This is a genomic window from Roseateles sp. (genome assembly GCF_047654805.1).
Taxonomy (GTDB): domain Bacteria; phylum Pseudomonadota; class Gammaproteobacteria; order Burkholderiales; family Burkholderiaceae_C; genus Pelomonas.
Window position 1 is genome coordinate 2,363,085 of record NZ_JASGIV010000001.1, and the last position, 26,420, is coordinate 2,389,504.

Annotated in this window: 26 protein-coding genes and 2 pseudogenes; 16 read left to right on the plus strand and 12 right to left on the minus strand. The window is 64.3% G+C overall.

Annotated elements, in window-relative coordinates; genetic code table 11:
- Positions 1 to 72: 72 nt before the first annotated feature.
- Positions 73 to 2,727, plus strand: coding sequence for an ATP-binding protein (locus tag QM732_RS10480; RefSeq protein WP_415656097.1), 2,655 nt, complete (start codon positions 73 to 75; stop codon positions 2,725 to 2,727).
- Positions 2,728 to 2,756: 29 nt separating this feature from the next.
- On the opposite strand, the gene QM732_RS10485 is transcribed toward QM732_RS10480, so the two are convergent.
- On the minus strand, positions 2,757 to 3,245 hold the full coding sequence (locus QM732_RS10485) for a helix-turn-helix domain-containing protein (RefSeq protein WP_415656098.1): 489 nt from the start codon (positions 3,243 to 3,245) through the stop codon (positions 2,757 to 2,759).
- Between the two features lie 277 nt (positions 3,246 to 3,522).
- Positions 3,523 to 4,854, minus strand: coding sequence for an MFS transporter (locus tag QM732_RS10490; protein WP_415656099.1), 1,332 nt, complete (start codon positions 4,852 to 4,854; stop codon positions 3,523 to 3,525).
- Positions 4,855 to 5,098: 244 nt separating this feature from the next.
- Here QM732_RS10490 and QM732_RS10495 point away from each other — a divergent pair, with 244 nt between their 5' ends.
- Both QM732_RS10495 and QM732_RS10500 read left to right on the plus strand, forming a co-directional pair.
- Positions 5,099 to 6,085, plus strand: a complete 987-nt coding sequence (locus QM732_RS10495) for an AraC family transcriptional regulator (RefSeq protein WP_415656100.1) — start codon at positions 5,099 to 5,101, stop codon at positions 6,083 to 6,085.
- 118 nt (positions 6,086 to 6,203) lie between these two features.
- Positions 6,204 to 6,752, plus strand: a pseudogene (locus QM732_RS10500) (IS110 family transposase); the annotation flags it as partial.
- 70 nt (positions 6,753 to 6,822) lie between these two features.
- Here the strand turns inward: QM732_RS10500 and QM732_RS10505 are convergent.
- The 4 genes and pseudogenes from QM732_RS10505 to QM732_RS10520 all read right to left on the minus strand — a co-directional run bounded on the left by QM732_RS10505 (position 6,823) and on the right by QM732_RS10520 (position 10,888).
- Positions 6,823 to 7,662 carry an alpha/beta fold hydrolase gene (locus tag QM732_RS10505; RefSeq protein WP_415656101.1) on the minus strand — a complete coding sequence of 280 codons (840 nt, stop codon included), beginning with the start codon at positions 7,660 to 7,662 and terminating at the stop codon, positions 6,823 to 6,825.
- A 315-nt stretch (positions 7,663 to 7,977) separates the two neighbouring features.
- Positions 7,978 to 9,554: pseudogene (locus tag QM732_RS10510) on the minus strand (IS3 family transposase).
- 15 nt (positions 9,555 to 9,569) lie between these two features.
- The gene (locus QM732_RS10515; RefSeq protein WP_415656102.1) at positions 9,570 to 10,271 is read right to left on the minus strand and encodes a hypothetical protein; all 702 of its coding nucleotides are present in this window, start codon (positions 10,269 to 10,271) and stop codon (positions 9,570 to 9,572) included.
- Positions 10,271 to 10,888 carry a hypothetical protein gene (locus QM732_RS10520; protein ID WP_415656103.1) on the minus strand — a complete coding sequence of 206 codons (618 nt, stop codon included), beginning with the start codon at positions 10,886 to 10,888 and terminating at the stop codon, positions 10,271 to 10,273. The genes QM732_RS10515 and QM732_RS10520 overlap by 1 nt, the downstream gene beginning before the upstream one ends.
- 162 nt (positions 10,889 to 11,050) lie before the next feature.
- On the opposite strand from QM732_RS10520, the gene QM732_RS10525 reads away from it, so the two are divergent.
- The gene (locus tag QM732_RS10525; RefSeq protein ID WP_415656104.1) at positions 11,051 to 11,206 is read left to right on the plus strand and encodes a hypothetical protein; all 156 of its coding nucleotides are present in this window, start codon (positions 11,051 to 11,053) and stop codon (positions 11,204 to 11,206) included.
- 131 nt (positions 11,207 to 11,337) lie between these two features.
- Here the strand turns inward: QM732_RS10525 and QM732_RS10530 are convergent, their stop codons facing one another.
- Together QM732_RS10530 and QM732_RS10535 are read right to left on the minus strand one after the other, a co-directional pair.
- Positions 11,338 to 14,139 carry an ATP-binding protein gene (locus QM732_RS10530; protein ID WP_415656105.1) on the minus strand — a complete coding sequence of 934 codons (2,802 nt, stop codon included), beginning with the start codon at positions 14,137 to 14,139 and terminating at the stop codon, positions 11,338 to 11,340.
- Positions 14,140 to 14,243: 104 nt separating this feature from the next.
- Positions 14,244 to 14,723 carry a MaoC family dehydratase gene (locus QM732_RS10535; protein WP_415656106.1) on the minus strand — a complete coding sequence of 160 codons (480 nt, stop codon included), beginning with the start codon at positions 14,721 to 14,723 and terminating at the stop codon, positions 14,244 to 14,246.
- A gap of 655 nt (positions 14,724 to 15,378) precedes the next feature.
- On the opposite strand from QM732_RS10535, the gene QM732_RS10540 reads away from it, so the two are divergent.
- From QM732_RS10540 to QM732_RS10565, 6 genes are all read left to right on the plus strand, one after another.
- Positions 15,379 to 16,062 (plus strand): class I SAM-dependent methyltransferase, encoded by a 684-nt coding sequence (locus QM732_RS10540; protein ID WP_415656107.1) that lies wholly within the window; start codon positions 15,379 to 15,381, stop codon positions 16,060 to 16,062.
- Positions 16,063 to 16,554: 492 nt separating this feature from the next.
- Positions 16,555 to 16,947: a VOC family protein gene (locus QM732_RS10545; protein WP_415656108.1), complete on the plus strand. Its 393-nt coding sequence runs from the start codon at positions 16,555 to 16,557 to the stop codon at positions 16,945 to 16,947.
- 4 nt (positions 16,948 to 16,951) lie between these two features.
- On the plus strand, positions 16,952 to 17,242 hold the full coding sequence (locus QM732_RS10550) for an ASCH domain-containing protein (RefSeq protein WP_415656109.1): 291 nt from the start codon (positions 16,952 to 16,954) through the stop codon (positions 17,240 to 17,242).
- Positions 17,232 to 17,585, plus strand: a complete 354-nt coding sequence (locus QM732_RS10555) for a cupin domain-containing protein (RefSeq protein ID WP_415656110.1) — start codon at positions 17,232 to 17,234, stop codon at positions 17,583 to 17,585. The genes QM732_RS10550 and QM732_RS10555 overlap by 11 nt, the downstream gene beginning before the upstream one ends.
- Before the next feature lie 207 nt (positions 17,586 to 17,792).
- Entirely contained in the window at positions 17,793 to 18,080 is a 288-nt protein-coding gene (locus tag QM732_RS10560; protein WP_415656111.1) for an autorepressor SdpR family transcription factor, read from the plus strand.
- Complete coding sequence (locus tag QM732_RS10565) at positions 18,077 to 18,463, plus strand: hypothetical protein (protein WP_415656112.1); 387 nt, start codon at positions 18,077 to 18,079, stop codon at positions 18,461 to 18,463. Before QM732_RS10560 ends, QM732_RS10565 begins: the two co-directional genes overlap by 4 nt.
- Here the strand turns inward: QM732_RS10565 and QM732_RS10570 are convergent.
- The 3 genes from QM732_RS10570 to QM732_RS10580 all read right to left on the minus strand — a co-directional run bounded on the left by QM732_RS10570 (position 18,424) and on the right by QM732_RS10580 (position 20,904).
- Positions 18,424 to 18,558, minus strand: coding sequence for a hypothetical protein (locus QM732_RS10570; RefSeq protein ID WP_415656113.1), 135 nt, complete (start codon positions 18,556 to 18,558; stop codon positions 18,424 to 18,426). The genes QM732_RS10565 and QM732_RS10570 overlap by 40 nt on opposite strands.
- Positions 18,559 to 18,847: 289 nt before the next feature.
- Positions 18,848 to 19,663, minus strand: a complete 816-nt coding sequence (locus tag QM732_RS10575) for a YggS family pyridoxal phosphate-dependent enzyme (RefSeq protein ID WP_415656114.1) — start codon at positions 19,661 to 19,663, stop codon at positions 18,848 to 18,850.
- Positions 19,663 to 20,904 (minus strand): benzoate/H(+) symporter BenE family transporter, encoded by a 1,242-nt coding sequence (locus tag QM732_RS10580; protein WP_415656115.1) that lies wholly within the window; start codon positions 20,902 to 20,904, stop codon positions 19,663 to 19,665. Before QM732_RS10580 ends, QM732_RS10575 begins: the two co-directional genes overlap by 1 nt.
- Before the next feature lie 108 nt (positions 20,905 to 21,012).
- Here QM732_RS10580 and QM732_RS10585 point away from each other — a divergent pair, with 108 nt between their 5' ends.
- Positions 21,013 to 22,512, plus strand: a complete 1,500-nt coding sequence (locus tag QM732_RS10585) for a PLP-dependent aminotransferase family protein (protein ID WP_415656116.1) — start codon at positions 21,013 to 21,015, stop codon at positions 22,510 to 22,512.
- A 115-nt stretch (positions 22,513 to 22,627) separates the two neighbouring features.
- On the opposite strand, the gene QM732_RS10590 is transcribed toward QM732_RS10585, so the two are convergent.
- On the minus strand, positions 22,628 to 22,756 hold the full coding sequence (locus tag QM732_RS10590; protein WP_415656117.1) for a hypothetical protein: 129 nt from the start codon (positions 22,754 to 22,756) through the stop codon (positions 22,628 to 22,630).
- Between the two features lie 353 nt (positions 22,757 to 23,109).
- On the opposite strand from QM732_RS10590, the gene QM732_RS10595 reads away from it, so the two are divergent.
- The 5 genes from QM732_RS10595 (at position 23,110) to tnpC (ending at position 26,419) form a co-directional block, all read left to right on the plus strand.
- Positions 23,110 to 23,403: a YlcI/YnfO family protein gene (locus QM732_RS10595; RefSeq protein WP_415656118.1), complete on the plus strand. Its 294-nt coding sequence runs from the start codon at positions 23,110 to 23,112 to the stop codon at positions 23,401 to 23,403.
- Entirely contained in the window at positions 23,400 to 23,714 is a 315-nt protein-coding gene (locus tag QM732_RS10600; RefSeq protein WP_415656119.1) for a type II toxin-antitoxin system RelE/ParE family toxin, read from the plus strand. The genes QM732_RS10595 and QM732_RS10600 overlap by 4 nt, the downstream gene beginning before the upstream one ends.
- A gap of 227 nt (positions 23,715 to 23,941) precedes the next feature.
- Positions 23,942 to 24,373, plus strand: a complete 432-nt coding sequence (tnpA, locus tag QM732_RS10605) for an IS66-like element accessory protein TnpA (protein ID WP_415656120.1) — start codon at positions 23,942 to 23,944, stop codon at positions 24,371 to 24,373.
- A gap of 7 nt (positions 24,374 to 24,380) precedes the next feature.
- Positions 24,381 to 24,725: an IS66 family insertion sequence element accessory protein TnpB gene (gene tnpB / locus QM732_RS10610; RefSeq protein ID WP_415656121.1), complete on the plus strand. Its 345-nt coding sequence runs from the start codon at positions 24,381 to 24,383 to the stop codon at positions 24,723 to 24,725.
- A gap of 68 nt (positions 24,726 to 24,793) precedes the next feature.
- Entirely contained in the window at positions 24,794 to 26,419 is a 1,626-nt protein-coding gene (gene tnpC, locus QM732_RS10615) for an IS66 family transposase (RefSeq protein ID WP_415656122.1), read from the plus strand.
- The last annotated feature ends 1 nt before the right edge of the window (position 26,420 follow it).

Below are 26,420 nucleotides of genomic sequence, written 5' to 3' on the forward strand. Positions count from 1 at the left end.
CGTCGAGCCATCGATCCAGAATCAACAACCAATCGGCCCCGCCGACAGCAAGAAGATGTTCCACCTCAAGCGATGACCTCAGACGACAAGATTCGCTTCGGTCCCTTTGAGCTCGCTCCCTCGGAGCGGCTGCTGCGTGAGAACGGTAGGCAGCTACGGCTTGGCAGTCGTGCCCTGGACCTGCTTGTCGCCCTCGCCCAGCGCCCGGGCGACGTCGTCGGCAAGGACGAGCTAACCGCGCTCGTTTGGCCGACTACGGTGGTTGAGGAAAGCAGCTTGCGCGTCCACATCAGAGCACTGCGAAAGGCGCTCGGTGATGGCCAGGATGGCCAGCGGTACATCGCCAACGTGCCTGGTCGAGGTTACTCATTCGTGGCTCAGGTAGTGCCGGAGTCCACCAGCGCAGCTGAATCAGCGGCCGCTCCCGCTCGCCCACACAACCTGCCGGTCCGTCTGACGCGCATGACGGGACGAGAGCAAGCGGTGCGCGCACTGCTGGATCAACTGGAGCACTCCCGGCTGGTGTCCATCGTGGGACCAGCCGGCATCGGCAAGACGACGCTGGCTCTGGCGGTTGCTGAGGAGCTCATCGCCCAGTTCCCAGGTGGCGTCTTCAGCATCGACCTCTCCCTTGTCTCGGACAACGCAATCGTGCGGATGACCGTGGCGTCGACCATTGGCGCACCGCTGCAAACGCTCAGCCAGCACATCGCCAAACAACCGATGCTGCTTCTCCTGGACAACTGCGAGCACGTGCTGCCAGGCGTCGTTGAGATGGCGGCCGAGCTCATGAGGGCTTGCGCATCAGTGCGCCTGCTGGCCACCAGTCGAGAGCCCCTCTACGCTGAGGGTGAGCTGGTTCACCGCCTGAAGTCGCTTGACGTCCCTCCGGCAGAGGTCGCGCTGGCAAGCGCGTCGGAGGCGATGCAGTACTCGGCTGTCCAACTGCTCGTCGAGCGCACAGCCGCCAGCGTAGACGGGTTCGTGCTGAGCGACGCAGACGCTGCCACGGCGGCGGCCCTCTGTCGGCGGCTTGATGGGCTTCCGTTTGCAATCGAACTTGCGGCAGTTCGGGTCGGTTTTTTTGGGCTTAAAGGACTCCTGGACCGCTTGAACGGCGGCCTGCGGGTTCTTTCGGTGGGACATCGCACGGCTGTGCCGAGGCATCAGACCATGCGGGCACTGCTGGACTGGAGCTATGACCTGCTCTCATCCAGGGCCCAACGTGCCTTCAAACGCCTCTCGGTGTTTGCCGGCAGCTTCAGTCTGGAAGCGGCCGAAGCGGTGCTGCTGGAACCTGATGATCCGCCCACAGAAGCCCAGGACCACGTCATCGAGCTTGAGGCCAGATCGCTCCTCTCCGCTGACCTGAACGCGGAGAGCATTCGCTACCGCCTGCTCGAGACCACGAAGGCCTACGCGGCGGAGCGCCTGGCGGCCGACGGAGAACGAGACGCCGCGCATCTTCGCCACGGAGAACACGTTCTGGCGAGGCTCGTCTCCGCATCTCTGAGCTGGGGGGTGTTGGAACGCAACGAATGGCTGGCAGTTCACGGCTCACTGGTCGAGGACGTCCGGTCAACCCTGGACTGGGCGCTTGGCGAAGGTCGGCAGGTGGAGCTGGGCGCAAGCATCGTCGACGCAGCGATGCCGCTCGTTCACCGCCTGTCGCTGCTGGACGAGTTTCGCGCTTATCTTGAGTCGGCTCTAGAGCGTTTGGAGCTGGTCGACAAGGGGCGCGGCGCCTTGTTGTTCAGGATGAAGATTGCCCTCGGTGGCCTGATAGGCAATTCCGGCGGCGGTCGCCTCGGCGTGAAGACGGTCAGCGAGCAGGATGACGCTGACAACCTGGCGAACGCTGAGGAGTTCCAAGCCGAGGCGCTTTACGGCCTGTGGGCTGCCAACTTCGGCGCCGGTGACTATCCAAAGGCCAAGACGTATGCAAAGGCGCTGACTGACTGGTGCCAAGAAAACGGTGACACGGCAACCGCGCTGGTGGCAGACCGTGCGATGGCTCAGACGCTGCACCATCTCGGAGAGCACGACGCCGCTTGGAACCTGGCGACACGAGTGCTGGAGGACCCGCGTCGCATGACGCAGCTGGGCAAGAGCCCACTGATTCAAGTCGACAAGCGGGTGTCCATGCGCATCGTTCTCGCGCGGGTGCAGTGGATGCGCGGAGACGCCGACGGCGCAAACAGGATTCTTGATGAATGCCTCGCTCACGCGCAGAACGACTTGGGCTACGGACACTGCCAAGCACTGGCCCTAGCCGCATGCCCTATCGCGTTCTGGAACGGTGATCTGAAACAAGCACGCGAGCTGTCAAACCAGCTCTTGGAGATCGCAGGACGTCACTCCCTGAGCTTGTGGGCCGGCTGGGCACAGAACTTCATCTCGCTGTTAGATGGCGTGAAGCCCGTAGACGTCGGCTCCGATGACGCAATGCAAGCCGACTTGTTCGCCACGCTTCCAGGGGCTCTGGTGACGCAGCAGTCGCTGCAACGTGTCGAGCTGGGATTCGTGGGATGGTGTGCACCCGAAGTCCTGCGGGCAAAGGCAGAGAGCTTGCTGGCCTCAAGAGATGCACCACAGGCCGAGGAGGCGCTGACGCTGCTGTTCCGGTCACGTGCTCGCGCAATTGAGCAAGGCGCGGCCGGATGGCTCCAACGCATCGAAACTAGCCTCGCTCGATGGGCGCCTGGCACATCCGTTGGGGAACGATGACGTGCCTGCGCCTCGTGTCGCCAACGGATTTAGCCTTTTGGCTCAGGGCTGAACAGACCGCGTCCGAGATCATCATCGCCAGCCGATGAGCTTGCGGCTTGGTGGGCACGAACGTAGTCAGGTTCCAGCTCATTGAGCTTTGCGATAAGTCCATCGAACTTGTACTGATTGCTGGTTTTTCCTCGGTCGGGGAGCGTGCGGTTTACTCGAGTTATCAGGCCCATCTGATCCAACGCACCGATAGTTCGCTGAACCTGCTTCGCCGTCAGACCAACCCGTTCAGCGATGGCCTTGATGCTGGGATGCACCGTGGTGTCGACCGTCCACCAGAAGTCCAGGAGCTGAAGCAGGACGACCATTTGAGTAGACGTCAGTTTTAGCCTTGCCTGGCCTCGCAAGAGCAGTGCAGGGACAAGGTAGAAGCCGTGCGACATCACGCTCCTGCCAAACTTGTGCTCGGACTGAACCTCAGCCGACAGAACGTTGGCAGGCCGAATGGTCTTCACCGCGGCGGCCATCTCACCGCTACCCATAGGACATCCATGCCCCTACCCCATAGGACTTCCATGTCCGTACCCATAGGACATCTATGTCCCTAGCCATGGGACATAGATGTCCCATAAAGAAGTACAAAGAGAAGAAGGACAAAGTGAAGAGTACGCGCGCACGCGACCACCCTCTGTTCTCGCATGAGGCCCGTGACTTGATGCCGAACACCACACCACGCCATGGCTTTCTTTGGCGTACGTCGACTGTCGCGCTCTCGGCATATAAGTCATTCGACTAGACAGCAAGTCAACGCAGCGACCGGAGCGCAAGGCCACGAGGGAGGGTGGCGAAGAGGATGATGGTCACGACCAATGTTGCACAGATCAGGCTGGCCATGCCGAGCGGTCCAACCGTGGCCAACAGCGGCAACAGCGCAATCGGGGCAATTGCAGCCCCCATTCGGTTCAACGCCCAGGCGCCTGAACTGCCAAACGCACGATGTTTGGTGGGGAACAGTTCAGCACCGGAGGTGGTCAAGACCGGCAGGTAAACCGATGCGCCGAGCAGGAAGGTCAAGCTGCTGGCCACCAGCACAGCTGGTTGGTCTGCCAAAGCGAAGCAGAAGCCAGACACCGCCATGAGGCAAGCGCACCCGCCAAGTGCCGCGCGACGGTCGAAACGGTCCACGACAGACGCCGCAAGCATCGTGCCGAGTATGGGCGCCAAGGTTGACAGGCCGACGAACAGGAGCGTGTCGTCCAACCTGAACCCCTTGCCCATCAAGATGGCTCCGCTGAGCAATGGGAACGCCACGGTGGACCAAGGGCTCAAGAAGTACACCATGCACAAGGCGAGCGTGGCGGCTGTTCCGCCCTGACGCACCGGTGCGGTTGTCGGGGTGGATGTGGGAGCGGCCCGGCTAACCCGCCCGGACCCCAGCGGCTTCGAGGCGGCGAATCGCTTGGCTGCTGCGAGCGCCTCTTCTTGCCGGCCGACCGCATGCAGCCAGCGTGGCGACTCAGGGACCAGTAGTAGCAGCAAGCTCGCCCCCAGAGCGCCTACCGTGCCGATTGCAAAGGCCCACTGCCAGCCCTGATAGCCGAACGGCGCTAGCGGTGTCAGCCAACGGACGACGAAGACTGCCGCCGGTGGTCCTATGGCACCAAGCCCCGCGGCCAAGAAGATCAGCTTCCCACGCTTCCCCGGAGGTAAAACGTCCGACAGGAAGGCAATCATCACGGGTGGGAAGCCGCCTATACCGACCCCTGCGAAGGCGCGCCAGACGGTTAGCTCGCCGATGCCGCTGCTGCGCGCGCACAGCGCGGACGCCAAGGCCAACACGACCAGCAGCAGTGCCAACGCCAGACGTCGGCCGCACTTGTCGCCGAGCCGTCCAAAGAGCGGCGCGCCCAGGATGGCGCCAACGTACGGTGCGCTCAGGAGACTTGAGAGTTCCGCCTTGCTTGCGGCGTGCGGCGGAGTTGAGAAGACCGCCGAAAGCGCGTTTCCGAGGCCGATCTCGAACAGGTCGAAAGTGAAACCTACCGCGCAGAGCAAGACAACAAAGAGATGCAAGCGCGTCAGCGGCAGCTGGTCGAGCTGCGTCGGCGCATCGACGGACAAAGTTGGATGCGTCATCGAACGAGGATAGCCCGCAGCCAAGCGGCGTTCACCCGCGCAGCGTCATCCTTTATTTTTATTCACACCGCAAAGAAGTCTGGACCCCGACATCCATCAACATTCACAGCGATTGATTGGCTTTGCAGCGACCCACTGAACATAGTTTCGGCAGTCGGTGTGCCAGGTGGCACGCCTCAGGAAGCCAAGCATGACTACTGACCAATCGACGCTCACCTACACCGCTGGCGCGCCCCTGGGACACATGGCGGGGGTCGCCGCCATGGCCTCTTTTGCCAGAGAGCACCAGATCTCGGTTGACCGCATGCTGGCCGGCACGGGGTTGCAGCCGTCAGACCTTGACCGCCCTGGCGCCACGCTGAGCGCTGATGGTGAGCTCCGCGCCATCCAGAACCTCATCGCGCTTGCAGGCCATCGCCCCGCTCTCGGCATCGACGTCGGCGGCCGCTACCGCTTCACCTCCGTGGGCGAGCTGGGCTTCGCGATGGTGAGCTCGCACACCCTCCTGGACGCGACAACACTGCTGCACCGGTATTCCAGCCTCTTTGACCGCTTGGTACAGATCGAACTGCGTGCCGAATCCGGCTTCCTGAGCCTTCAGTTCAAGCCAAGCCCGGTCGATGGCCTCGAGGTTCGTCGGTTTCTCGTCGACCGTGCCATGGGGGCTGTCCTCGCTGTTTTGCGGGACATTGCAGGCCAGGACCTGCATGCCCACAATCTGGCACTGGCCTACTCGCGTCCGGCAGACCTCCTACCGTACGCCAGCCTCACTTCGACTGGCCTGCGGTTCGACGCCGACGCAAGCGCGTTCCACTTGGCCTGCACAGACTCCCCGCTCCCTCGCTCGAACGCCTTGGCAGCGATGCTCGCTGAGGCGCAGTGCCGCCAGGCCAGCGAGGCCGTTTCCCGCCGTGGCGGCGTGTCGGCACGCGTGGTAGCGGTCCTGCAGCTCTCCGACATGCGAGACATGAGTGCTGTGGCGGCCAAGCTGTGCATGTCCGAGAGGACCCTGCGCCGCAACCTGCAGCGCGAGCACACGACATTCCAAGCGCTTTGCGACGAAATTCGCGAGCGCAAGGCTGAACAGCTGCTCACTGACTCACGCCTCCCCATCGAGCACATTGCCGAGAAGCTGGGCTACGCAGAGTCAGCCAGCTTCATCCATGCGTTCAAGCGCTGGAAGGGAAGCACGCCTCAGGCGTTTCGTCGCGACATCTGCGCCGCAACCTGAGGCAACTGACTCCTGCATCAGTCTCTGCAATGGGATGGACGCCCCCACCCGCTGACGGCATCAACGTGCCAGAGTGGAAGCGTTGTTCAACCACTCGAACCGAGTAGGAGCGTCCACCATGAAGGCTACAACAGTTGGCATTGACCTGGCGAAGAACGTGTTCCAGGTGCACGGCGTGAACGAACACGGGAAGACCGTCTTGAGGAAGCAGCTCAAGCGCCACCAGGTTGCGGAGTTCTTCGCCAATATTCCAGCGTGTCTGATCGGCATGGAGGCCTGCGGCAGCGCTCACCACTGGGCGCGCAAGCTGCAGGCCCTGGGTCACACGGTCAAGTTGATGGCCCCGCAGTTCGTCAAGCCGTACGTGAAGACAAACAAGAACGACGCGGCCGATGCCGAAGCGATCTGCGAGGCGGTGGCGCGACCGAACATGCGGTTCGTGCCGATCAAGAACGTCGAGCAGCAGGCGGTGCTGGCGCTGCATCGTGCCCGGCAGGGCTTCGTGAAGGCACGCACCGCCCAGGGCAACCAGATCCGGGGCTTACTGGCGGAGTACGGACTGATCATTCCGAAGGGCATTGCGCACATCGCCCAGCGAGTTCCTGAGCTGATTGAGGATGCGAGCAATGAGCTGCCCGGGGTGTTCCGGCTGCTGATTCAGCGGTTGATGGACATACCCGGACAAGGGGGCTTAAGAGGCGCCGGATCCCATGCTCAAAAGCCGCTGGACCTGCTGATCAGTTCGCGCTGAGTGTGCAGCCTCCGATGAAGCTCAGCAGGAGGTCGTTGACGTCTCTTGCATGTGTCAAAGGCAAGGCATGCGGGGCTCCCGGAAGCCGCACTAGGTTCGCATTGGCGATGGACCTCTCCAACTGCACCCCAGCGGTTTCTAGCGGATAGAGGGCGTCCTGGTCCCCTTGAACGACCAAGGTGGGTACAGCGATGCGATGGAGGTCATCCCGAAAGTCCGAGGCAGATACCTTGAGCACTTCCGTGGAGTTCTGTTCCGTGTCGGCTATAGCCTGCAACTGGCAGGCCTCAGCAGTCTGCACCTCCAGAAACTTTGCTTCGCCCAACGCGACCTCCATGAACCGCTTGAGGAAGCTCTTGCGGTCCCGGCGAAGGCAGGCCAGCCACCTGTCCATCTGGACCTGTGGCGAAACGCCCTCGCACACCGTTGACGCAGTGGGTGTCGGCGAGATTGGCGCCAGCAAGACACACCGAGCCACTCGGTCGTCACCGTAGCTGCCAAGGTAGCGAACGATCTCACCGGCGCCCATGCCGTGTCCTACCAGGGTGACGTCCTTGAGGTCCAACTGGCAGAGGACTCTGTGCAGATCCTCCGCATAGGTGTCGAAGTCATGGCCGTTCGTGGCGGGGGCGGACAGCCCACAGCTGCGGCGGTCGTACGTGGTGACACGCAAGCCCGCCTCGAGCAGAGCCGTGCGCTGGGCGTCCCACGTGGAGGACGCAAGAGGCCAGCCGTGAATCAGGACGACCGATGCACCTGTACCTTCGTCCTCGCAGTGAAGGTTGACAGAGCCCGCGCGCTCGTGACCCACGTTGATCCAAGGCATGGCCGGCCCGTCCTGTGCCGCCACCGCTCGACGCCGTGACGGTGAAAGCAATCGATGGGCCGATTCTGGGCATGCAGCGCCCCGGACGCGGTGATGCCAGCGGCCGGGCTATTGATGCCAGCGGCCAGTGTCGGGCCGAACGTCAGTGGCTACGGGACGTCGCATCTAGTCGGCGATGTCGTCAAAAATGCTTCTGGTTCCCTTGGGAGCAACGTCTGACGCCTCCCTCGCGGAGATGTCATGAGACGTTCTTGCAGGTTTGGCCGTCTGCTCCTCGCGCAGGTCCGGCGCGCGTCAATCTAGTTGTCGCCTCGGTTATGCAGCCAATGGCTGACTATCCTTGCTGCGCCGGGTCGCAGCGACGACAGAGTCGCGTTCTGGGTTGAGCGTGACGGCCGCGATGTGCGACCAGTCCCGCGTGCGGCCTGACCAGCGCGCCGGGTTGCGCTTTCGGGCCTTGTGATACACGTCGTGCCGGGCCGCGAGGAGCGCAACGTCCGCGCCGTCGTGGCGCTGCGCCGGGCTCACGTAGCGGATGCCGCTATGACGGTGGTCGTAGTTGTACCAATGCACGAACTCGCGCGCCCATTCGCGCGCGGCGCCGAGGTCGGCGAAGCCCTTGTCCGGGAACTCCGGCCGGTATTTGGCCGTGCGGAACAACGACTCCACGAAGGCGTTGTCATCGCTCACGCGAGGACGGGAGTACGAGGGCTTCACGCCCAGCCACCACAGCATCGCCAGCACCGTGGTGGCCTTGAGCGTGGCGCCGTTGTCGCCGTGCAGGACGGGCCTGTCGTCGCGCGGCAGGGCATGGATGCCCTCCGCCAACGCGGTGCGCTGCACGAGCCGCGCGGCGTGATCGCTGTCGTCCTCCTCATGCACCTCGAAGCCCACGATCTTGCGGCTGTAGACGTCCAGGATCAGGTACAGGAAGAACCAGCGCCCGACGACCTGCGTGGGCAGGAACGTCATATCCCAGCACCACAGCTGTCGCGGCGCGGTGGCGATGTGCGTGGTCGGCGGCCGGCTCTTGCGCGGCGCCTTAGCCCGCCCTCGATGGCGCATCTGGCCCTGGGCGCGCAGCACGCGTGCGAAGGTGGATTCGCTGGCGATGTACACGCCCTCGTCAGCCAGCATCGGCACGATGCGCGCCGGCGGCATGTCGGCGAAGCGCGGCTCGTTGGCCACGCGCAGGACCTCGGCGCGCTCGGCTTCGGTCAGCGCATGCGCGGGCACCGGGCGCATCGCTGCGGGCCTGCCATCGCCCGTTTCGAGGCCCTGGTGAGCATTCCAGCGCTGCAGGGTGCGTGCGGTGATACCCACCACCTCGCAGGCCTGGTGAAGCCGGGCTCCGGCTCGGCGCGCGACTTCAATGTTGCGGGCATGTTCTTGGCGATCTTCGAGGCCGATCATTCGTCCTCGCCCTGCGTGTTTCTTTGGAAGATCGCCGCCGTTTTTTTTGAAAGTACCAGCAGCGCTGCTGTCTCCGCCAGGGCCTTGTCTTTGCGGCGCACTTCGCGCTCGAGCTCCTTGATGCGACGCCGATCCTCGCGGGTCTGCGACGGGCTCGCGCGCGCCTCCTCGGGCGCGGCCAGGGCCTGCGTCGCACTGGTGCGCCACTGCAGCAATTGCTGCGGGTACACGCCGTTCTCGCGGCACCAGGCGCTGCGCGTGGCCTCGTCCATGGCCGCGGTCGTGATCACCGCCTCCAGCCGCGCGGCGGCCGTCCACTCGCGCTTTTGCAGCGGCTTGGACAGCGACTGCGCGCGCCAGCGCTCCAGCGTGTCCACACCGATGCCGATCTCACGCGACACCACCTCCGGCGGCGCGCTCTCCGGCGGCAGCATGCGCGCTACCGCCCGATCCTTGAATGCTTGTCCGTATCGAGCCAACTTCTTCTCTCATCGTCACCCCCAATTCTTCGGTTCTATCGGGGCGACAACCATTCTGACGCGGGGGGGGTCGACCCAGGCCTTGGTCTGCTTACGTTGTCGCTGGACCACGTTCTGAATCCGACGACTAGCGGGGAAATGTTCGGCGATTCCCCTCAAAGATTGATCGAATCCTCGCATGTGCCATTCCGGCCCCCACATCTCATCCTCGTATCCCTCCTCCATCGCCGAGCGGAATTCATCGATTCGAGGCAGGAGCAGAGTCCTAACGCCATGGGCGAGCCGAGAGGACTCGGCTGGTGTCATGAGTGAACGCAGCCGGGGCTCGACAAGGATGCGAGCATCGCCGCCGTTCAGCGCACAGTCCATGGCGAAGGCGACAACGGCCTTTCGAAGCTCCTCAGGCAGCATCCCAAAGCCTGACATCCGAATGGCGAGGTCGACGTCCTCGGAGAACTCCAGGTACTTGCTTGGTCTGTCCATGCCGTCCACGACCTTCGGGTCGGCTTCGAGATAGACCTCTAAGAACTCTCGCGAGCATCGCTCAGCGAGGAAGCGCTTAATTTGCCGACGCGCATCCCAGGTGGAAAGATCGTCGCTCTTGTACGACCCACTCTTGTGGAAGCCACCAATCCGTTCGACCATCAGGCCAAAGAGATTCTTCGGCAGAACAACTGCTCCCTGAAGCTGCACATCTCCGCAGGTGACCTGGCGCATCAACTTGTCGACGTCAGTTCCGCGAATGTAGATGCCAAGTAGCTCGCCTCGAAAGTACGGATTGAGTCCTCGATCAGCTGCTTCACCAGAGCTGTCGGCTTCAAATTCCTAGCGTCGGCAACACGTTTAAGCATTTGATGGGTGGCTGGCTCCAGGTAAACGACCACGCCAACCTTCTCGCTTCGGCCCGGCTGCACATAGCCGGGCTGCTTGCTAGCCCGCTTATGGCCGATATCGATCCGCTCCTTGGCCCTATCTTCCGTGGCCGATCCCTCATACAGCGCAAGCCAGCGGGTCGCCTGACCCACATCTTGTACCGCACGAGAGATCTCACCGAGGGACTGGTCCATGCCATGCCTGCGCTTCTCGAACCAACGCATGAGCTCAAGCGCGCGCCCCTTCTCTTTCGGGCTGAGTGAGTACGCTGTGGACGCTTTGGTCATCAGGCTGAGAAACTGATGGCACCGTTGAACGTCAACTGCAGCCGTCTTTCCTTTTGGCAGCGTCTCCAGCGCAGTTCGCAGGGTGTTCAGACGGCCGTTCAGCTCCCCGCCAAATCCGGGCTGGCGAATCGCCCCGCGCGCCGGCGAGTGGATCCCACCTCTTTTAGCTTGCATCAACGATTCCTCGCCTCAACGGCTGCATCTTGGCCGACGTCCAGCTGCGCTGCGCTGTCCAGCGTTCCTCAGCTGTACGAGGCTGCGCGCAAGGGCCTGCCTCGGCTGAGCCGCCTGGACACTTACCAGGCGTTCAGCCTCGCGCTTCGCTTGGTGGCAAACATGAGCTGGCTGCTCGTGGGGATCTGCCTGGGAAACGTCTGGCTGGCGCTCGCGGGTGTGTTCCAGGTGGTCTCACAGGCAGTCGTCCTTGCGGCGCTTGTGAAGGCCTCTGGCGAGCCGCCAGTCGACCCTGACAAAGCAGCCCAAGGAGCCTGACCGTCATGACTACGCGGCACCCACCTGGTGCCGCACCTGAATGGGAGGCCCGGACACCTAGTGCTCCGGGCCTCTCTGTTTTGGCCATCGGCACGTTTTATCGCGAGGTGCGATGACCGCGGCTTGAGCGCTCAGGCCGCCTCTACCTGCAGTGCGGCAATCCGTCCGTTGACCGCCGTCAGCAAATTTCGAGCGGACGCACGCGGTCCGGGCGTACGGGCGAGTTCCGCGAAAGAACGTGCTGTTCTGAGCTCCCACGAGAGCGCCCCCTGCTGACGGGCAAGTTCGACAGCATCCAAGAAGGTCTGCTCGCTCTCGACGTAGAGCCCCGACAGGTGCTGAGCCTCGGCCTTTCGCCTGAGCAGCTCGGCGGCACACCAACTGCTGGGCTCAGGCCGCGAGCATTCGAACTCAGAGATGAGGTCCAGAGCGTCGCCTGGTTTGCCCAGCGCACACATGGCCGCCGCCAGCTCCCCGACGATCAGCGGATCGAAGGGTCCGTAGCGGCTCGCCTGCACCTCCCGGTACCCAGCGTCGAGCAGACCCGCTGCCCTCGCGGGGTCACCGCGGAGACTTGCTGCGAGGCCACTGAGGCAACTTGCCAACGCAGCATGACTGCTGAAATCACTCGCCTTCGCACGCTCGCCGAGCTCGACCGCGATCGGCTCCAGCACTGCCGCGTCTGCACCAGCCAAGAACAGCGCGAAGCCGCGCCACTGCAGAGCTTCACAGATGGGCAGATCCGTTCCAACCGCCCTCGCCGCAGCGTAGCCAGCCTGGCACTCGGCAAGGCCAGCATCTGTCCGCCCCAGCAGCCAGTTCGTCAGTCCGCGCAGGAGATGCACGCCCGACCGACGGTCGAAGCCACTGATGGAGAGAAAGAACTGCCTGCCAGCCGGGGTCTCTTCCTGAAGGAATCGCTCAAACGATGCAAGCGCATCGGCAAAGCGGCCTTGATGGTGAGAGGTCAGCGACCGCATCCAAGCAGCCGTTGCGACAAGATCCCGGACGCTAGACCCGCTTGCGAGCTGCTCCGCTTGCACCACAAGTTCCGAGGCCTTCCCCAACTCCATCCGTCTAAGCAGCACTGTCCAGGGGCCTAGCAACGGCAGTAGGCCGTTCGAGTCCACTTCTGGCGGTGGACTTCCGCTGCTGGCCTGCATCCAGGCGCCGAAAGCATCGTCCGTAGCACCACTCGTGAAGATGGTGCTGCTCTGGCCGCCATACTGAATGTTTTGTGCGACCTCTTGAGGCTCACCTGGCTGAGGGCCAAGCCCTTGAGCCCGATCCATCCAGTCATGGCACTCGGCCAGCAGGTTCAAGGCGAACCACATGGGCACGGACGCTCCAGCCAACTGCCGCGCGAAGGCGGGGTCGCCCTCCACAGAGAACGACCAAGCGAGCGCGGCCCGCACGTTGTCCAGATCGGCACGCAGCGCCACGGCCACGTCCCCCGCCTTGGTCATGCCCCTGACACCCGCCAGAGCGGCGAGGAAGTGCTTGGCGTGCCGCAACTTGGCATCGCCTGCCTCGCCGCGCTCCGACAAAGCCTGTGCAGCGAAGCTGCGCGTCGCCTCAAGAAGCCGGTAGCGCACGTGTTCGTCCGCTTCGACTGCCACGAGGGACTTGGCCGCCAAAACTGCCAGCGCCTCGGCCACCGTATCGTCAGACGCGGCGCCCTCCCCTCCCACGCTGACGGCGGCATCCAGCGAAAAACCGCCGGCAAACACGCTCACCTTTCGAAGGACAGCCTGCTCGACGGGTGCCAGCAATCGGTAGCTCCAGTCGATAGCGGCCTTCATCGTCCGATGACGGTCCGGGGCGGTACGAAGTCCTGCGTTAGCGGCCGAAGCAGTGCCGCCCATCAGCTCGGGTAAGCCTTGAATGCCCAGGGCTTCCACGTGCGACGCAGCAAGCTCGATGGCCAGTGGGACGCCATCCAGTTGGCGGCAGATGGCTGAAGCGGCTGCGGCATCTCTGTCTGCGAGCCTGAAATCAGCGATGGCCGCCCGCACACGCCGCTCAAAGAGCTGGACCGCCGGATAGGTCAATGCCTCCGCTGCCGTTGTAGAGGCATCGTCGGCAGGGTAAGCGAGGCCGGAAAGCGCGATGACCTGCTCGCCCGGCAAGCGCAGTGCTTCTCGACTGGTCGCCAGCACCTTCACCCCGTCGGAGTTGGTCAACACGGTCTGGACAAGCGATGCAACCGCATCGATGACGTGCTCGCAGTTGTCCATGACGAGCAACACTTCACGGCCTACAAGCGCTTTCGAGATGTCCGCAATGACGCTGCCAGGGCGCACAGGAAGGCCCAGCGCTTGGGCCAGCGCGCTTGGCACCAAGCCGGGATCCGTGAGCGGCGCTAGTTCGATGAATCGAACGCCATGTTCGAACATCTGCTCTGCCCGCTCTGCCAATGCTCGAGCGACTGATGTCTTTCCCACGCCGGCGAAGCCAGTCAAAGTGACCAGGCGCCTCGCTCTGATTCGCTCAACCAGCTGGTTGAGCACCTCATCACGACCAACCAGAGATCTTTGCAGCCCAGTGCCAGCGGTCGACCGCAGCACCGCATCGGCGCGACCGTCATCCTGGGTGATGGCAGTCAGCGGCGCGACGAACTGATAGCCGCGCCCCGAAACGTTCACGATGTACCGCAACCCATCCTGCCCATCTCGAAGAGCCTGACGCAGCGAGCCGATGTGAACATTCAACGTGGCCGACGCCACCTCGCCCGTCGGCCACGCGAAGGCGCAGAGCTCCGCGCGGGTCACGACGCGCCCAGCGCCTTGAACCAACGCAACGAGCAGGTCCATAGCGCGAGCGCCCAGGCGCACCTGATGGCCATCCTCCGTCAAGGAGCGGCGCACGCTGTTCAGCACGAAAGGCCCAAACGCAACTGAATCGCTGGGGTTGGGCAACTCTTGAAGGTCCACGTCTCTACATCTCCGCGACGGTTGCAATTTTGCGGGAGGTCCGGTGCGGCTTGGCTGTTCGGGCGGACGGCACGCTGCAGCCGCCCGCTTAAGAGGACTTGATGTCAGCTCTTCCAGGGCAAGCGCACCTGGATCTCGCTCACACCGACGACGTCGCCATCTGCGTCCGTGGCCTCGACGGCGATGGTGGCGTAGTCCTTGCCGTTGCCCAGCACGTGGATGTCCCGAACCTTGCCCTTGCAGGTGATGGTCTGGCCGACAGGGCCAATCTTGGTGAACTTGCTGTCGATGCTGGTGATCTCCACCAAGGGACCGAAGGTGCGAAGCACGACGGAGGTCATGTACGACATGCTCATCATCCCGTGCTGGACCGTCTTCGGCGTGCCGAACACTTGCGCGCGCTCACACCATTCGGGGTTCATGTGGACGGGGTTCAGGTCCAGGCTGGCCGCGCCGTACCGGTCGATGCGGTCCTGGGTAATTTCGTAAGTGATGGGGTCCAGAACCTGGTTCGTCTTCAGTTCGTTCAGGTACTGGATTGGCTGAGCGGCGTACTCGGCCGAGCTGGAGGTCGTGGCGGTCATGTGATTTCCTTGAGCATTAGGCGTTGACGAACTTCGCGACGTCTTCGCGGTTCGGCGGCAGGATCAGGGTGCCGTAGCAGATGGCAGCATCGCCTCTCGCTTCCAATCTTCTCTCGTACAGATGCTTCAACTTCGGGCGCCCAGGCGGAGCCGATGCACTTGGGAGAGGCCACTTTGGCGCCCAATTCAGGCAGTTCGCCAACCCAGGGATACCTTCAACGCGATGCTCTATGGCATCGCCTGATGAGCCTAGTAGCCATGCGGGCTTGGCGCGCGAAGCTCAAGACACTATTGCGAAAGTCAGTCGGAACGCGTGCCCGGAGAGCTCAAGACATATTGCGAGATTCGAGGGCGCGCAGTTCGACTCTCCTATGAGCGGAGCTCAAGACACTTTTGTCCAGTACCACTCGTTTCCATCGGGATCACACTCCGACAACCATTCGGGGAAAGTGCACCCGCTCGATGATGGCCGGCACGGCCGCGGCAGCGGCACGGGATGAAGAACTTCCCCAGACAGGGGGCAGCGCGTGCGGAGCTCAACCTCTGGGAATGAGCGGGACAATGTGGGCTCCTCGGAGGCTGATGGGGCATCTGGCCGCCAGGTCTTGAGTTCCGCGGCGACCGTCCACGCAGATGCAACCAGCCCCCGATACCCATGAGCGACCAACAGCACCACTTCAACGATCCTGCAGCGGTAGCGAACTACGCGGCTGGGCCCGCGCGCGTCGTCCCGGGTTGGGCGGACATGATGCGGATGACCGACATCCTCTTGTGTGAGCGCGCGCCATCGGACGCAAACGTCCTGGTCGTCGGCGCCGGCGGCGGCCTGGAACTGAAGCTCTTGGCCACCAACCACGCCAACTGGCGCTTCGTGGGCGTCGATCCGGCAAGCGAAATGCTCAGGCTCGCCCAGGCGATGCTCGGGCCGCTGGCAAGCCGAGTCAACCTGTTCGAGGGGTATGTCGACACCTCTCCGTCAGGCCCGTACGACGCTGCGACATGCCTGCTGACAATGCATTTCGTACCGCGCGAAGAGCGCCGGGGGTTGCTCAAGGCAATCCGCCAGCGCCTCAAACCACGTGCACCACTGGTCACCGCACACCTCAGTTTTGAGCAAGCCAGCTCGGAGCGCGCTACCTGGCTTGCCAGGTATGCCGCCTTTGGCGCTTCTTCTGGGATCGATCCCGAGAAAGCCCAGGCCGGCGCCGAAGCAGTCGGCTCCCGCCTGCCCATCCTGTCTCCGGCAGAGGATGAGCTTCTGCTCAGGGAAGCAGGGTTCTCAGGGACACAGTTGTTCTACGCCGGCTTTTCCTTCAGAGGATGGGTCAGCTACGCCTAGCCCAGGCCCACCGATAGACGGGCATACGGCGGAGTTCAAGGTGGTGGTCGTCGAGGGATGCCCAAGCCCGGCGCTTCCATGGCGGCGGCCGCCCTTGCACGCGGGCTGAAGGCCTGCTTACCGCGCAAGTGCGGCATCGGCGCAGAGCACAAGACCATGGCATCGCCGCCGACTGCAGCGCGACCGCAACACTTGCCGCCACAGCGGGCGCGCGATATCGGTGGGTTGCTGCCCCATCGCTGGGCACCACCCATCTGACCGAACGCCCTGCGTCGGTCAACATGTATTCGCTGGCCTCTTCGGCGACAGGGCCAACACCTCCTCGCAGATCGTGGAAGCCGCCCCTTGCGGCCGGCGAAACTGTGAAGCTCGGCAATGAAACATTGCCAGGCACCACGCAGGCTGGGCCATGAGCCTGCTTCTCGCGCGAAGATAGAACCCTGTGGATCTCGCTGTTATGGATCTCGTCGCCCTGAGGGAGGAACCCTGGACATGGCCCTTCGAATGATCGTTCCCATGCTCGTCTGCCGGGACGCCGCGCAGCAGATCGAGTTCTGCAAGGCCGCGTTCGACGCGACCGAGCTGTCGCGCCGCGAAGCCGCCGACGGCCACGTGATCCACGCCACGCTGTCCTTCGGCGGCGCGCTCTTCATGGTGCACGATGACTCGCCCCATCTGGGCAGCCGGCCACCGGAGCCTGACGGCAGTTCACCGGTCGTCAACTACCTGTATTGCGACGACGTCGATGCACTCATCAGCAAGGCCGTGGCCGCAGGCGCCCGCGTGCTGATACCCGCTGCGGACCAGTTCTGGGGCGATCGTGTCGGCCGCATCATGGACCCAGCCCACCACGTCTGGAACGTCTCTGCGCGCATCGGCGGCTGATGCGATGCAGTTCACCAAGAAGCTTCGCGAGGGCGTCAGGCGCGGCGACATCACGACCTCCTTTCGCGTCTGGCAGTCGCCACGCGTGAAGGTCGACGGTCGCTACCCGGTGGAAGGTGGCCATGTCGTCGTGACGTCCATCCGCGAGATCGACTGGCGCGATGTCTCGGACTCGCTCGCGCGTGAGTCCGGCTTTCGCAACCTGGTCGACCTCATGCAGACAGCCAAGCACGGCAGTGGCCATAAGCTCTACTTCATCCGCTTCCGCTTTGAAGGCACCGACCATGCGCTTTGACACGAACGATTGCCTGCACCTGGGCGCTGATCTGTCGGTGAGCCGCGGCAGCAGCGCCAACCCGTTTCACGGGTTCGCCGGCTTCACCTTCACGCCAGTCTCCATGACGCACGACGCCCCGCACGGCGGTGAAATGCACCCGGACGGCGATGAGATCCTCTACGTCGTTGCCGGCCGCATCGCCGTCACGCTGGAGCTTGAAGAGGCGCAGACGATTGAGGTCGGCCCCGGCCAGGGCCTGGTGGTGCCGCGCGGCGTGTGGCACAAGGTCCGCGTGCTGAGTCCGGCAGAGATGGTCACTCTGTCGCCTGGCCCGAAACTGGAGTTCCGCGCGCCGCAGTAGGTCGCAGCCTCCTGCACCCGTTGACCGGCGCCTGCCGTTGACACGCGCTGGCGCCGTCAAGGGGCAGGATCCCGTTGATTGGCACGACCTCGGTCGCACGGGCGCACGTGCACGGTTGCGCGCCTTGGCTCGCTTCATCCCCGCGAAGGCTCGACAGCGCCTCTTGACACATTTCGATGATTAGCTAATCATCACATCATGAGTCAGGTGTTCAAGGCGCTCTCCGACCCGACCCGCAGGCGGGTCCTCCAGCTGTTGCGCGAGGGGCCCCTCAGCGCCGGCGAACTGAGCGAGCAGTTCAACGTCTCCAAGCCGACCATGTCCGCGCACTTCGCGGTGCTCAAGGACGCCGACCTCGTGCACACGGAGAAGGCTGGCAAGTCAGTCATCTATCACCTGAAGCTCTCGGTTCTCGAAGAAGCCCTGTTGGGCTTCGTGCATTCGTTCGGTGTGGGCGCGCAAACGCCAAAGCTCAAGAAGGAGACTGTGCGATGAACAAGGAACAGAAGGACGAGATGAAGGGCAGCCTCGCCTGGGGCATCGGCATCCTCATCCTGGCCCTCGTCTCGACCTATGCCCGTCGGCTTGGCTACATCGACGGTGACACAGTCACGAGGCTGGTCATCGGTGCCAACGGCCTCATGATCGCCTGGTTCGGGAACCGCTTGCCGAAGACCTTCGTGCCCAATGCCTGTGCGCGCCAGCTACGGCGAGTAGCCGGTTGGTCCCTGGCGTTGAGCGGCCTTGTGCATACCGCTCTGTATGCCTTCGCGCCCATGCCGGTCGCCGTCTGGGGCGGCACCACTGCGGTGCTGGCGGGCATCGCGGTCACGATGGGCTACGGCTTGGCGCTACGAGCCAACACGAAGGCCGCATAGCGCTGCAGCACCATGTTCACGCTGCCATGCACGACGCCCAAGGCACCGGATGCAGTAACCGCGACGAGCACGACGCCAGCCTTCGCTCGCGACATGTCGACTCCCAGCGGCCGCCCGAGTTTCCCCACTGTTGGCCACCTCCCCTCACACCTGGGTTGATCCCGGAACCGCGGGCCGGCGTCGTCAGCGCCTGATGGCAAAAGCTCATTGAAGTCGCCCCTCCCCGAGAGACGCCCGGGAGCGAGCGGCTTGAACCAGGTAAGCCTGAGCTCGAATGGCTCACCCTGCTGCCGTTCCTGTCCGATGAGGAGATGTGGGTGGACTACGTCGAGAGAACCCGCACAAGTCCCAGGCACCGCCCGCTGCCGCAAGACGCGGCTGTTTTCAACGCAGCGACTCCTCGGCGCCGGATTCACCGGGCCAGTAGTGGCTGTCCGGCGTGATGCGTGCGCCAAAGATTGCCTGCCCGACGCGCACTACGGTGGCGCCTTCCTCGATGGCGATCTCGAAGTCACCGGACATGCCCATAGACAGCTCGTCCAGCGAGATGCCTGCGGGGGCGCTTTGACGCAACCGGTCGCGCAGGCCGCGCAGCAGCACGAAGCACTGGCGCACCCGTTGCACCTCGCTTGAGAACAGCGCCAGGGTCATCAGCCCGCGCACACGCAGCGCCGAGAACGCCGGCAATGCCCGGACGAAGGCCGGCACGTCCTCGGGGATCAGACCGTACTTGCTGCCCTCCCCCGATGTGTTGACCTGCACGAACACGTCCAGCGAACGTCCTTCGGCTTGGAGTCGACGATCCAGCGCCTGAGCCACGCGCAGGCTGTCCAGCGCCTGGAACTCGGCGGCGAAGCGCGCCACAAGCCTGGCCTTGTTGGTCTGCAGATGCCCGATGACGGACCAGCGCAGATCGCCCAGATCCTGCATCGCCTCCCATTTGCCATAGGCCTCCTGCACCTTGTTCTCGCCCAGCGTCCGACAACCCGCCGCATGGGCCAGGCGCAGGCTGGCCTCGGGCTTGGTCTTGCTCACCGGCAACAGCCGCACACTTGCCGGATCGCGCCCCACCCGATGGCAGGCAGCCTCGATGCGTGCGTGCACCGCGGCCAGGTTGCGCCGGAAGTCGTCGACCGTGGTCGCCTCGGGATAGCGGCCATGCTGCGCGTAGCCGGTCTGTGTTTCAAAGGGTGTTGGCATCAGCTCGCCCTCTTGCTGAGCGGCGTGGGCTCCAAGGCGGGACCGGGTGTTCTACCCGGCAGCCGGCCATTGAGCACCGCATAGGCCATCAGCCCGATCACCAAGCCCCAGAACGCGCCTCCGATGCCCAGCAGCGTGATGTTGGCGGCCGAGGCCAGGAACGTGATCAGCGACGCTTCCCGCGTCCTCGCGTCGGCCAGAGCCGTAGCCAAGCTGCCGCCGATCGCTCCCAGCAGCGCCAGCCCTGCCAGCGTAGCGATGAAGGTCGTCGGGAAGGCCATGAAGACGGCGGCCAACGTCATGCCGAACATACCCACGAGGATGTAACACAGGCCCGCGGCAACGCCCGCGATCCAGCGCTTGGACGGGTCTTCGTGCGCCTCCCTGCCCGTCGCGATGGCTGCCGTGATGGCCGCAATGTTGAACGCATGCGAGCCGAACGGCGCCATCAGCAGCGAGCCCAGGCCAGTCACCGTCACGATGGGGTCGGCGCTTGTTTTGAAGCCGTCATTGCGCAGCACCAGCATGCCTGGCATGTACTGGCCGGTCAGCGTGATGAGGAACATGGGCAAGGCGACGCTCAGCAGCGCATTGACCGAGAAGGCCGGCATCGTGAAGACAGGCGTCACGGGCTGCAGTTGCAGCTCCGACAGATCGACGCGATCCTGCATCAGCAGCAAGGCCAGTCCCAGCACCAGGATGCCGACGATGGCAAAGCGGGCACTGAACCGCTTGAGCACTACATAGGCCACGATCAGCAAACCAGCCAGCAGCGGGTCGACGCCCATGCCACCAAATGCCTTGATGCCGAATTGCAGCAGGATGCCCGCGAGCGACCCTGCCGCCACACCCGGTGGAATCAGGCGGATGACGCGCTCGAACCCACCCGACAGCCCCAGCGCAACAAAGGCCGCTGCCGAAATCAGGTAGGCCCCCACCGCCTCGGCATACGGCGTGGTCGCCAGTGTCGTGACCAGGAACGCCGCCGCTGGCGTGGACCAGGCGGTGATGATCGGCTCGCGGGACATCCAGCTCAAGATGATCCCCGTCACCCCCACGCCGATGGAGATCGACCACACCCAAGAGGCCGTCAATGCAGGGCTCAGGCCTGCGACCTTGGCGGCCTGGAACACCAGGATGAAGGTGCCTCCGTAGTTGACGATGACCGAGACGAGGCCTGCGACAGCGGGATGGGTGAGATCGCGCCAGCGGATGGTCGAAGGTGGAGGGACGGATGGCATGGCCGGGCGGTGACTCCTGAGGCGTCGGTTGAGTGGCTCGAGAAGCGCATTTGTAGAATCAAAATGGCCTGTTGTTCCACACCAATTTCTTGATGAGATACCGGCCAATTGTTCAAGCATGCCCAACTTGAATCCGTCAAAGCCTGGGTCTGCGACCCAGCGCATGGCGCGCTGCCGCTGCATGCGCGGGTGCAGCGGGCCATTCGCCAGTTGATCCTCGACGGCGCGCTCGGCGTGGGCAGACACTTGCCCGCGTCTCGCACCTTGGCGAAGTCTTTGGGGGTCTCGCGCGATACGGTCGAGGCGGCCTACGGCCAGCTGCATGCGGAGGGCTTCATCGAGCGGCGCGTGGGCAGCGGCAGCTTCGTGTCAGAGCGGGCACAGCAGCTGCCCGGGCGCGGCAAGCCCCGCCGCACGAGCAGGGAGGGCCAGGCCGCACCCCGCCTGAGCCTTCGGGGCGGCGCCATGTTCCGCGGCGGCGGCCTGCGCGACTTCATCGCCCCGCGTGCGTTCGCTCCTGGCGTACCGGAAACACGCAGCTTTCCGCTGCAGACCTGGGAGCGGCTGGAGCGGCAGGTGTTGAGGGACCACGGCACCCTGGCGCTGCTGAACAGCCCGCCGCAGGGCGTGGAGCCGCTGCGGCGCGCCATCGCTGACTACGTCAATCTCGAACGGGGGGCGCGCGCGACGCCCGAGCGGGTGCTGGTGCTGACCAGTTCGCAGCAGGCACTGACGTTGTGTGCCACCGTACTGCTCGATGCGGGCGAGCGGATCTTCATCGAAGACCCCGCCTATCACGGGGCGCGCAAGGCTTTCGACGCTGCTGGGCTTGAATGCGTTCCCGTTCCTTTGGATGCAGCTGGCATGTGCGTGGAGCACCTGTTTGAAGCGGTCAAGGGAGGTGGCGAGCCCGCGAGGGCCGTGTTCCTGACGCCATCGCACCAGTTCCCCACCGGAGCGACGCTGGCGCTGGATCGGCGCCTGGCCGTCATCGAGTGGGCAAGAACGCGCCAGGGCTGGATCATCGAGGACGACTACGACAGCGAGTTCCACTACGCGGGCAAACCCACCGCCTGCGTGCAAGGGCTCGACCCCCACGAGCGGACGATCTACATCGGCACCTTCACCAAATCACTGTTTCCCGGCTTGCGCATCGGCTACATGGTGCTGCCACCATCATTGGTCGCGCCCATGACCGTGGCCCGCACCCTGCTGGACGGGCACAGCGCATCGATCCCACAGCTCACGCTGGCGCGCTTCATCGAAGGCGGCCATTTCGGCGCCCATGTACGCACCATGCGCGCCGTATACGCCGAACGGCGAGACACCTTGGAGCGGCTGGTACGCCAGCATCTGAGCGAGTTCGTGGAACCACAGGTTCCGGCCGGCGGCATGCAGATGCCGTGCGTATTCATCCGCGACATCCACGAACGCGATGCCGTGGAGTCCGCACGCCGTGCCGGCATCGACCTCCTGGGGCTGACGGCGCTGCATGCGTCGAGCAAGCACAAAGCAGGATTCCTGATGGGATTCGCTGCCCATGCACCCCATGAGCTGGAAATCGCCGTCAAGAAACTGGCGAACGTCCTGCGCGCCATTTGCCGTTGATCGCCGCCAGCGCGTCGGCTGGCGGCCTTGCCGCGCGCAGAACAAAGCGCCTAGAGCGAGGTCGCCATGATCAGCGGCATGAGTTGACGCCAGCTCAGGCTAAGGTGCGCAAAGTTCACATCACGGCGATGTGCTGGTGAATGCGCGCCGGCAGCGCCTCGAAATCCGGCTGCCCCTGGTAGTAGAGCTCAGCGGTCTTGCGGTACTCCTGAGCGAATCGCTGGCGTTGGCCTGGGTCGCCCAAGACGAATGTCTGGCTCAGGGCAGTTTCCTGTTCATCCCCGGAGCGAAACCTCTGCGCTTTGCACTCTTTCTTGATAGGCAGGATTCGCCTTCGACGATCTGAGGGCCCACTACACGACGCAGCACAACAAGTTGCGGAAGAAGCTGCCGGATCTGCACGCAAATCCTCAGGTGACCGCCACCGTCTACGACCGCACCGTCTTCGTGCCGCGGGACGCTCTCTAGAGGGTCGGCCGGGATTCATGTGATTTCACGCCAAATCGGACTTAACTCGTTGTCGGCGTTCGGGAAATCAGAAAGTCCCAAACCACTCTAGGCTTTGACGCTGCAACTCATTTGCAACACAATCGAGGCATGAAGACAGCCATCATCCCGCAGGTGCGCATCGAGCCTCAGCTCCGCGCCGACCTCGACGCCGTCCTGCGCGACGGCGAGACCCTGTCCGAATTCGTCGAGTCGACGGTACGTAGCGCGGTGGAGCACCGCCTTGTTCAGAGCGCGTTCGCCGCGCGTGCTGACGAGGCTTGGGCGCGCTTCCAGCGCACCGGCGCAGGCCGGCCGGCTGAAGACGTCATCGCCGACATGCGCACGCGCCTGGAGGCCAGGCGCAAGGAGCTTCAAAACAAGCACCGTCCGGCCGACACATGACCTACCAGGTCATCTTCGAGACCCAAGCGGATGACGACCTATTGCGACTGCACGAGCACCTCCTCGAGCGTGCCGAGTACGTCGAAGACCTAGAAATCGCCAATCGCGCCATCGACGCCATCCAGACGGCGGTCCTGGCGTTGGCTGTATCGCCGATGCTATTTCGCAAGCGCAGTGGCGGCGGTCCGCTACGACGCGAACTCGTCGTTCCGTTCGGGTCGACCGGCTACGTCATCGAGTACGAGGTTGCGGGGCCCGAGCTGGTCGTCGTGCTGGCCATCCGTCATCAGCGCGAGCAGGACCTTCACTGAGAGAGCCCGGCCGCCCCTCCTTTAGGCTGCGCCGTCGCCAGCTTCGTCGCGCTTGCACTCAAGATCGGTGAGCGGCATCGGGGAACAAATCTCGTTGCAGGGCCGGAATCGGCCTCTGTTTCCCGAAATGCGCCTCTTGTTCCCCGTGAGCGTCTGGCCGCCCCATCTTGAACTGTGGGGATACGCCCATGACGATGGTGCCCACCAATTCCAATAGGTGGGCACCTATGCAACCCAGATCCCAGAGGCGCGTGCACAGCGCCGAGTTCAAGGCGCAGGTTCTTGCCGAGTGCCAGCAGCCTGGCGCCTCGGTGGCGGCCATCGCGCTGGCACACGGCCTCAACGTCAACCTTCTGCGTAAGTGGCTGGTGGGGCGCGGCATCAAGCGCACCGGGATGGCTGCGCCCCGAACAATAGCCGGCAAGCAGCCGGTCGCCGCCGTGGCGACGGCTGCGTCGCTGCAGTTCATTCCCGTCGAAGTGGCTCCTGCAGTGTCGGCCGGCGCTGGGCACGCCGAGATTGAGTCGGTCAATTCCCCGGACATCCACATCGAGCTCAACCGCGGCGCGACGCGGCTGAGCGTGCGTTGGCCGTCGACACAGGCCGCAGCGTGCGCCGCGTGGCTGCGCGAGTTGGTTGCCGTGACCCTGAAGGACTGACTGGCGCATGATCAGGATCGACGCCCTTTGGCTGTGCAGTCGGCCGCAGGACATGCGCGCCGGTGCCGATCGGTTGCTGTCAGTGGTGGTCAACACACTCGGCGAGGCACGCGCCCACCACGGCTACCTGTTTGCCAATGCACGGGCCAGCCGCCTGAAGCTGCTCGTGCATGACGGCTTCGGCGTGTGGTGCGCCACGCGTCGCCTGCATGCCGGCCGCTTCGTTTGGCACGCCGCCGAGGCGGGCTCGCCGGCACCGGCCTTGCAGCTGAGCGCACAGCAATTCGAAGCACTGACCCTCGGACTGCCCTGGCAGCGGCTGGGTGAACTGGCCACGATCCGCCGCACCTGAGGCGCTGCGGCGGTTGACAGCGCAAGTGCCAATGGCAGGCCGATGTTCGATGCGGCACCATGCTGCGCATGCCCAGTGCAGTTGCCCCCACCCCTGATCTGACGAGCCTGCCCGCCGAGGTGCTCGCGCTGATTGAGCGGCTGCAGCAACAAGCGCGGGTCGATGCGCAGGAACTGGCCCACCGTGGCCGGGAGCTCACGCTGGCGCAAGCCAAGATCGACAAGCTCAACTTCGAGATTGCCCGGTTGCGCCGCTGGCAGTTCGACGCCAAGACCGAGGTCATGACCGCTGCACAGCGACTGCTGTTCGCTGAAGCCCTTGCCGAGGACGAAGCCAGCCTGCAGGCGAAGTTGGCCGAACTGCAGCGCGGCCTGCCCGAGGCGCCTAAGACGCCCAAGGCACCCCCGCGCAAACCGCGGCGCCAGGCGCTGCCCGAACATCTGGAGCGCGTGGAGCACCGCCACGAGCCCGAGGACACCACCTGCCCGAACTCCGACTGCGGCCAGCCCATGCAGCGCATCGGCGAGGACGTCAGCGAGAAGCTGGACATCGTCCCGGCGAAGTTCTTCGTCCACCGGCACATCTACGGCAAGTGGGTGTGCCGGTGCTGCCAGGTGCTCCGCCAGGAACCGGCCGAGCCCGACGTCGTCGACGGCGGCATCCCGGCGGCCGGGCTAGTGGCCCACACGCTGATCAGCCGCTTCGTCGACCACCTGCCGTACTACCGGCAAGAGCCGATCAACGCGCGCTCCGGCGTGCACACGCCGCGCTCTACGCTGGCCAGTTGGGGCGGCGCTGGCGGCGCGAGCCTGGAGCCGCTGTACGAGCTGCACCGAGCCTTCATCCTGAGCTGCCGGGTGCTGCATGCCGACGAGACGCCGGTGCCACTGCTGGACCCTGGTGCCGGCAAGACGAAGAAGGCCTATGTCTGGGCATGGGCACGCAGCCATCACGACCCGCACCCGGGCGTGATCTACGAGTTCTGCCTGGGTCGAGGATCGCAGTACCCGCTCGCCTTCCTCGGTGGCAAGGGGCCACCTGCACCGGAACCCGCCTGGAACGGCACTCTGATCACGGACCAGTATGGGGGCTACAACGCCGTGCTGGACGGCAAGCTTTACCCGCAGCGCAAGTCGGCGGCATGTGCCGCGCATGCCCGTCGTCGCTTCGAGGAGCTCAGCCGCGGTGAGCACAGTGCCAGCGCCGTGGCCGCCGAGGCCATGCAGCGCTGGGCACGGATCTACCGTGCCGAAGGCGCCTTCGGCGAGATGTCCCACGACGAGCGCCGCCAGGCACGCCAGGCGGTGAGTCGGCCGCTGTGGGAGGAGCTCCAGGTGTGGCTGAAGCTGCAGCGCACGCAGGTGCTCGATGGCAGCAAGATCGCCGAGGCGATCGACTACAGCCTGAACGCCTGGCCAGCACTCACGCTACACCTGGACGACGGGGCCGTGGTCATCGACAACAACCTCATCGAGCGGCAGATCAAGCCCTGGAAGCTTGGAGCGAAGAACTGGCTGTTCGCCGGCAGCGCGTTGGCCGGCCAGCGCGCTGCGGTGGTGATGAGCCTGGTGCAGTCGGCCAAACTCAACGGCCTGGATCCGTGGGCCTATCTGCGCGATGTGCTGGCGCGCATCCACTCACACCCGAGCCACCGCCTCGAAGAACTGCTGCCGCACCGCTGGCGGCCCACCTGAC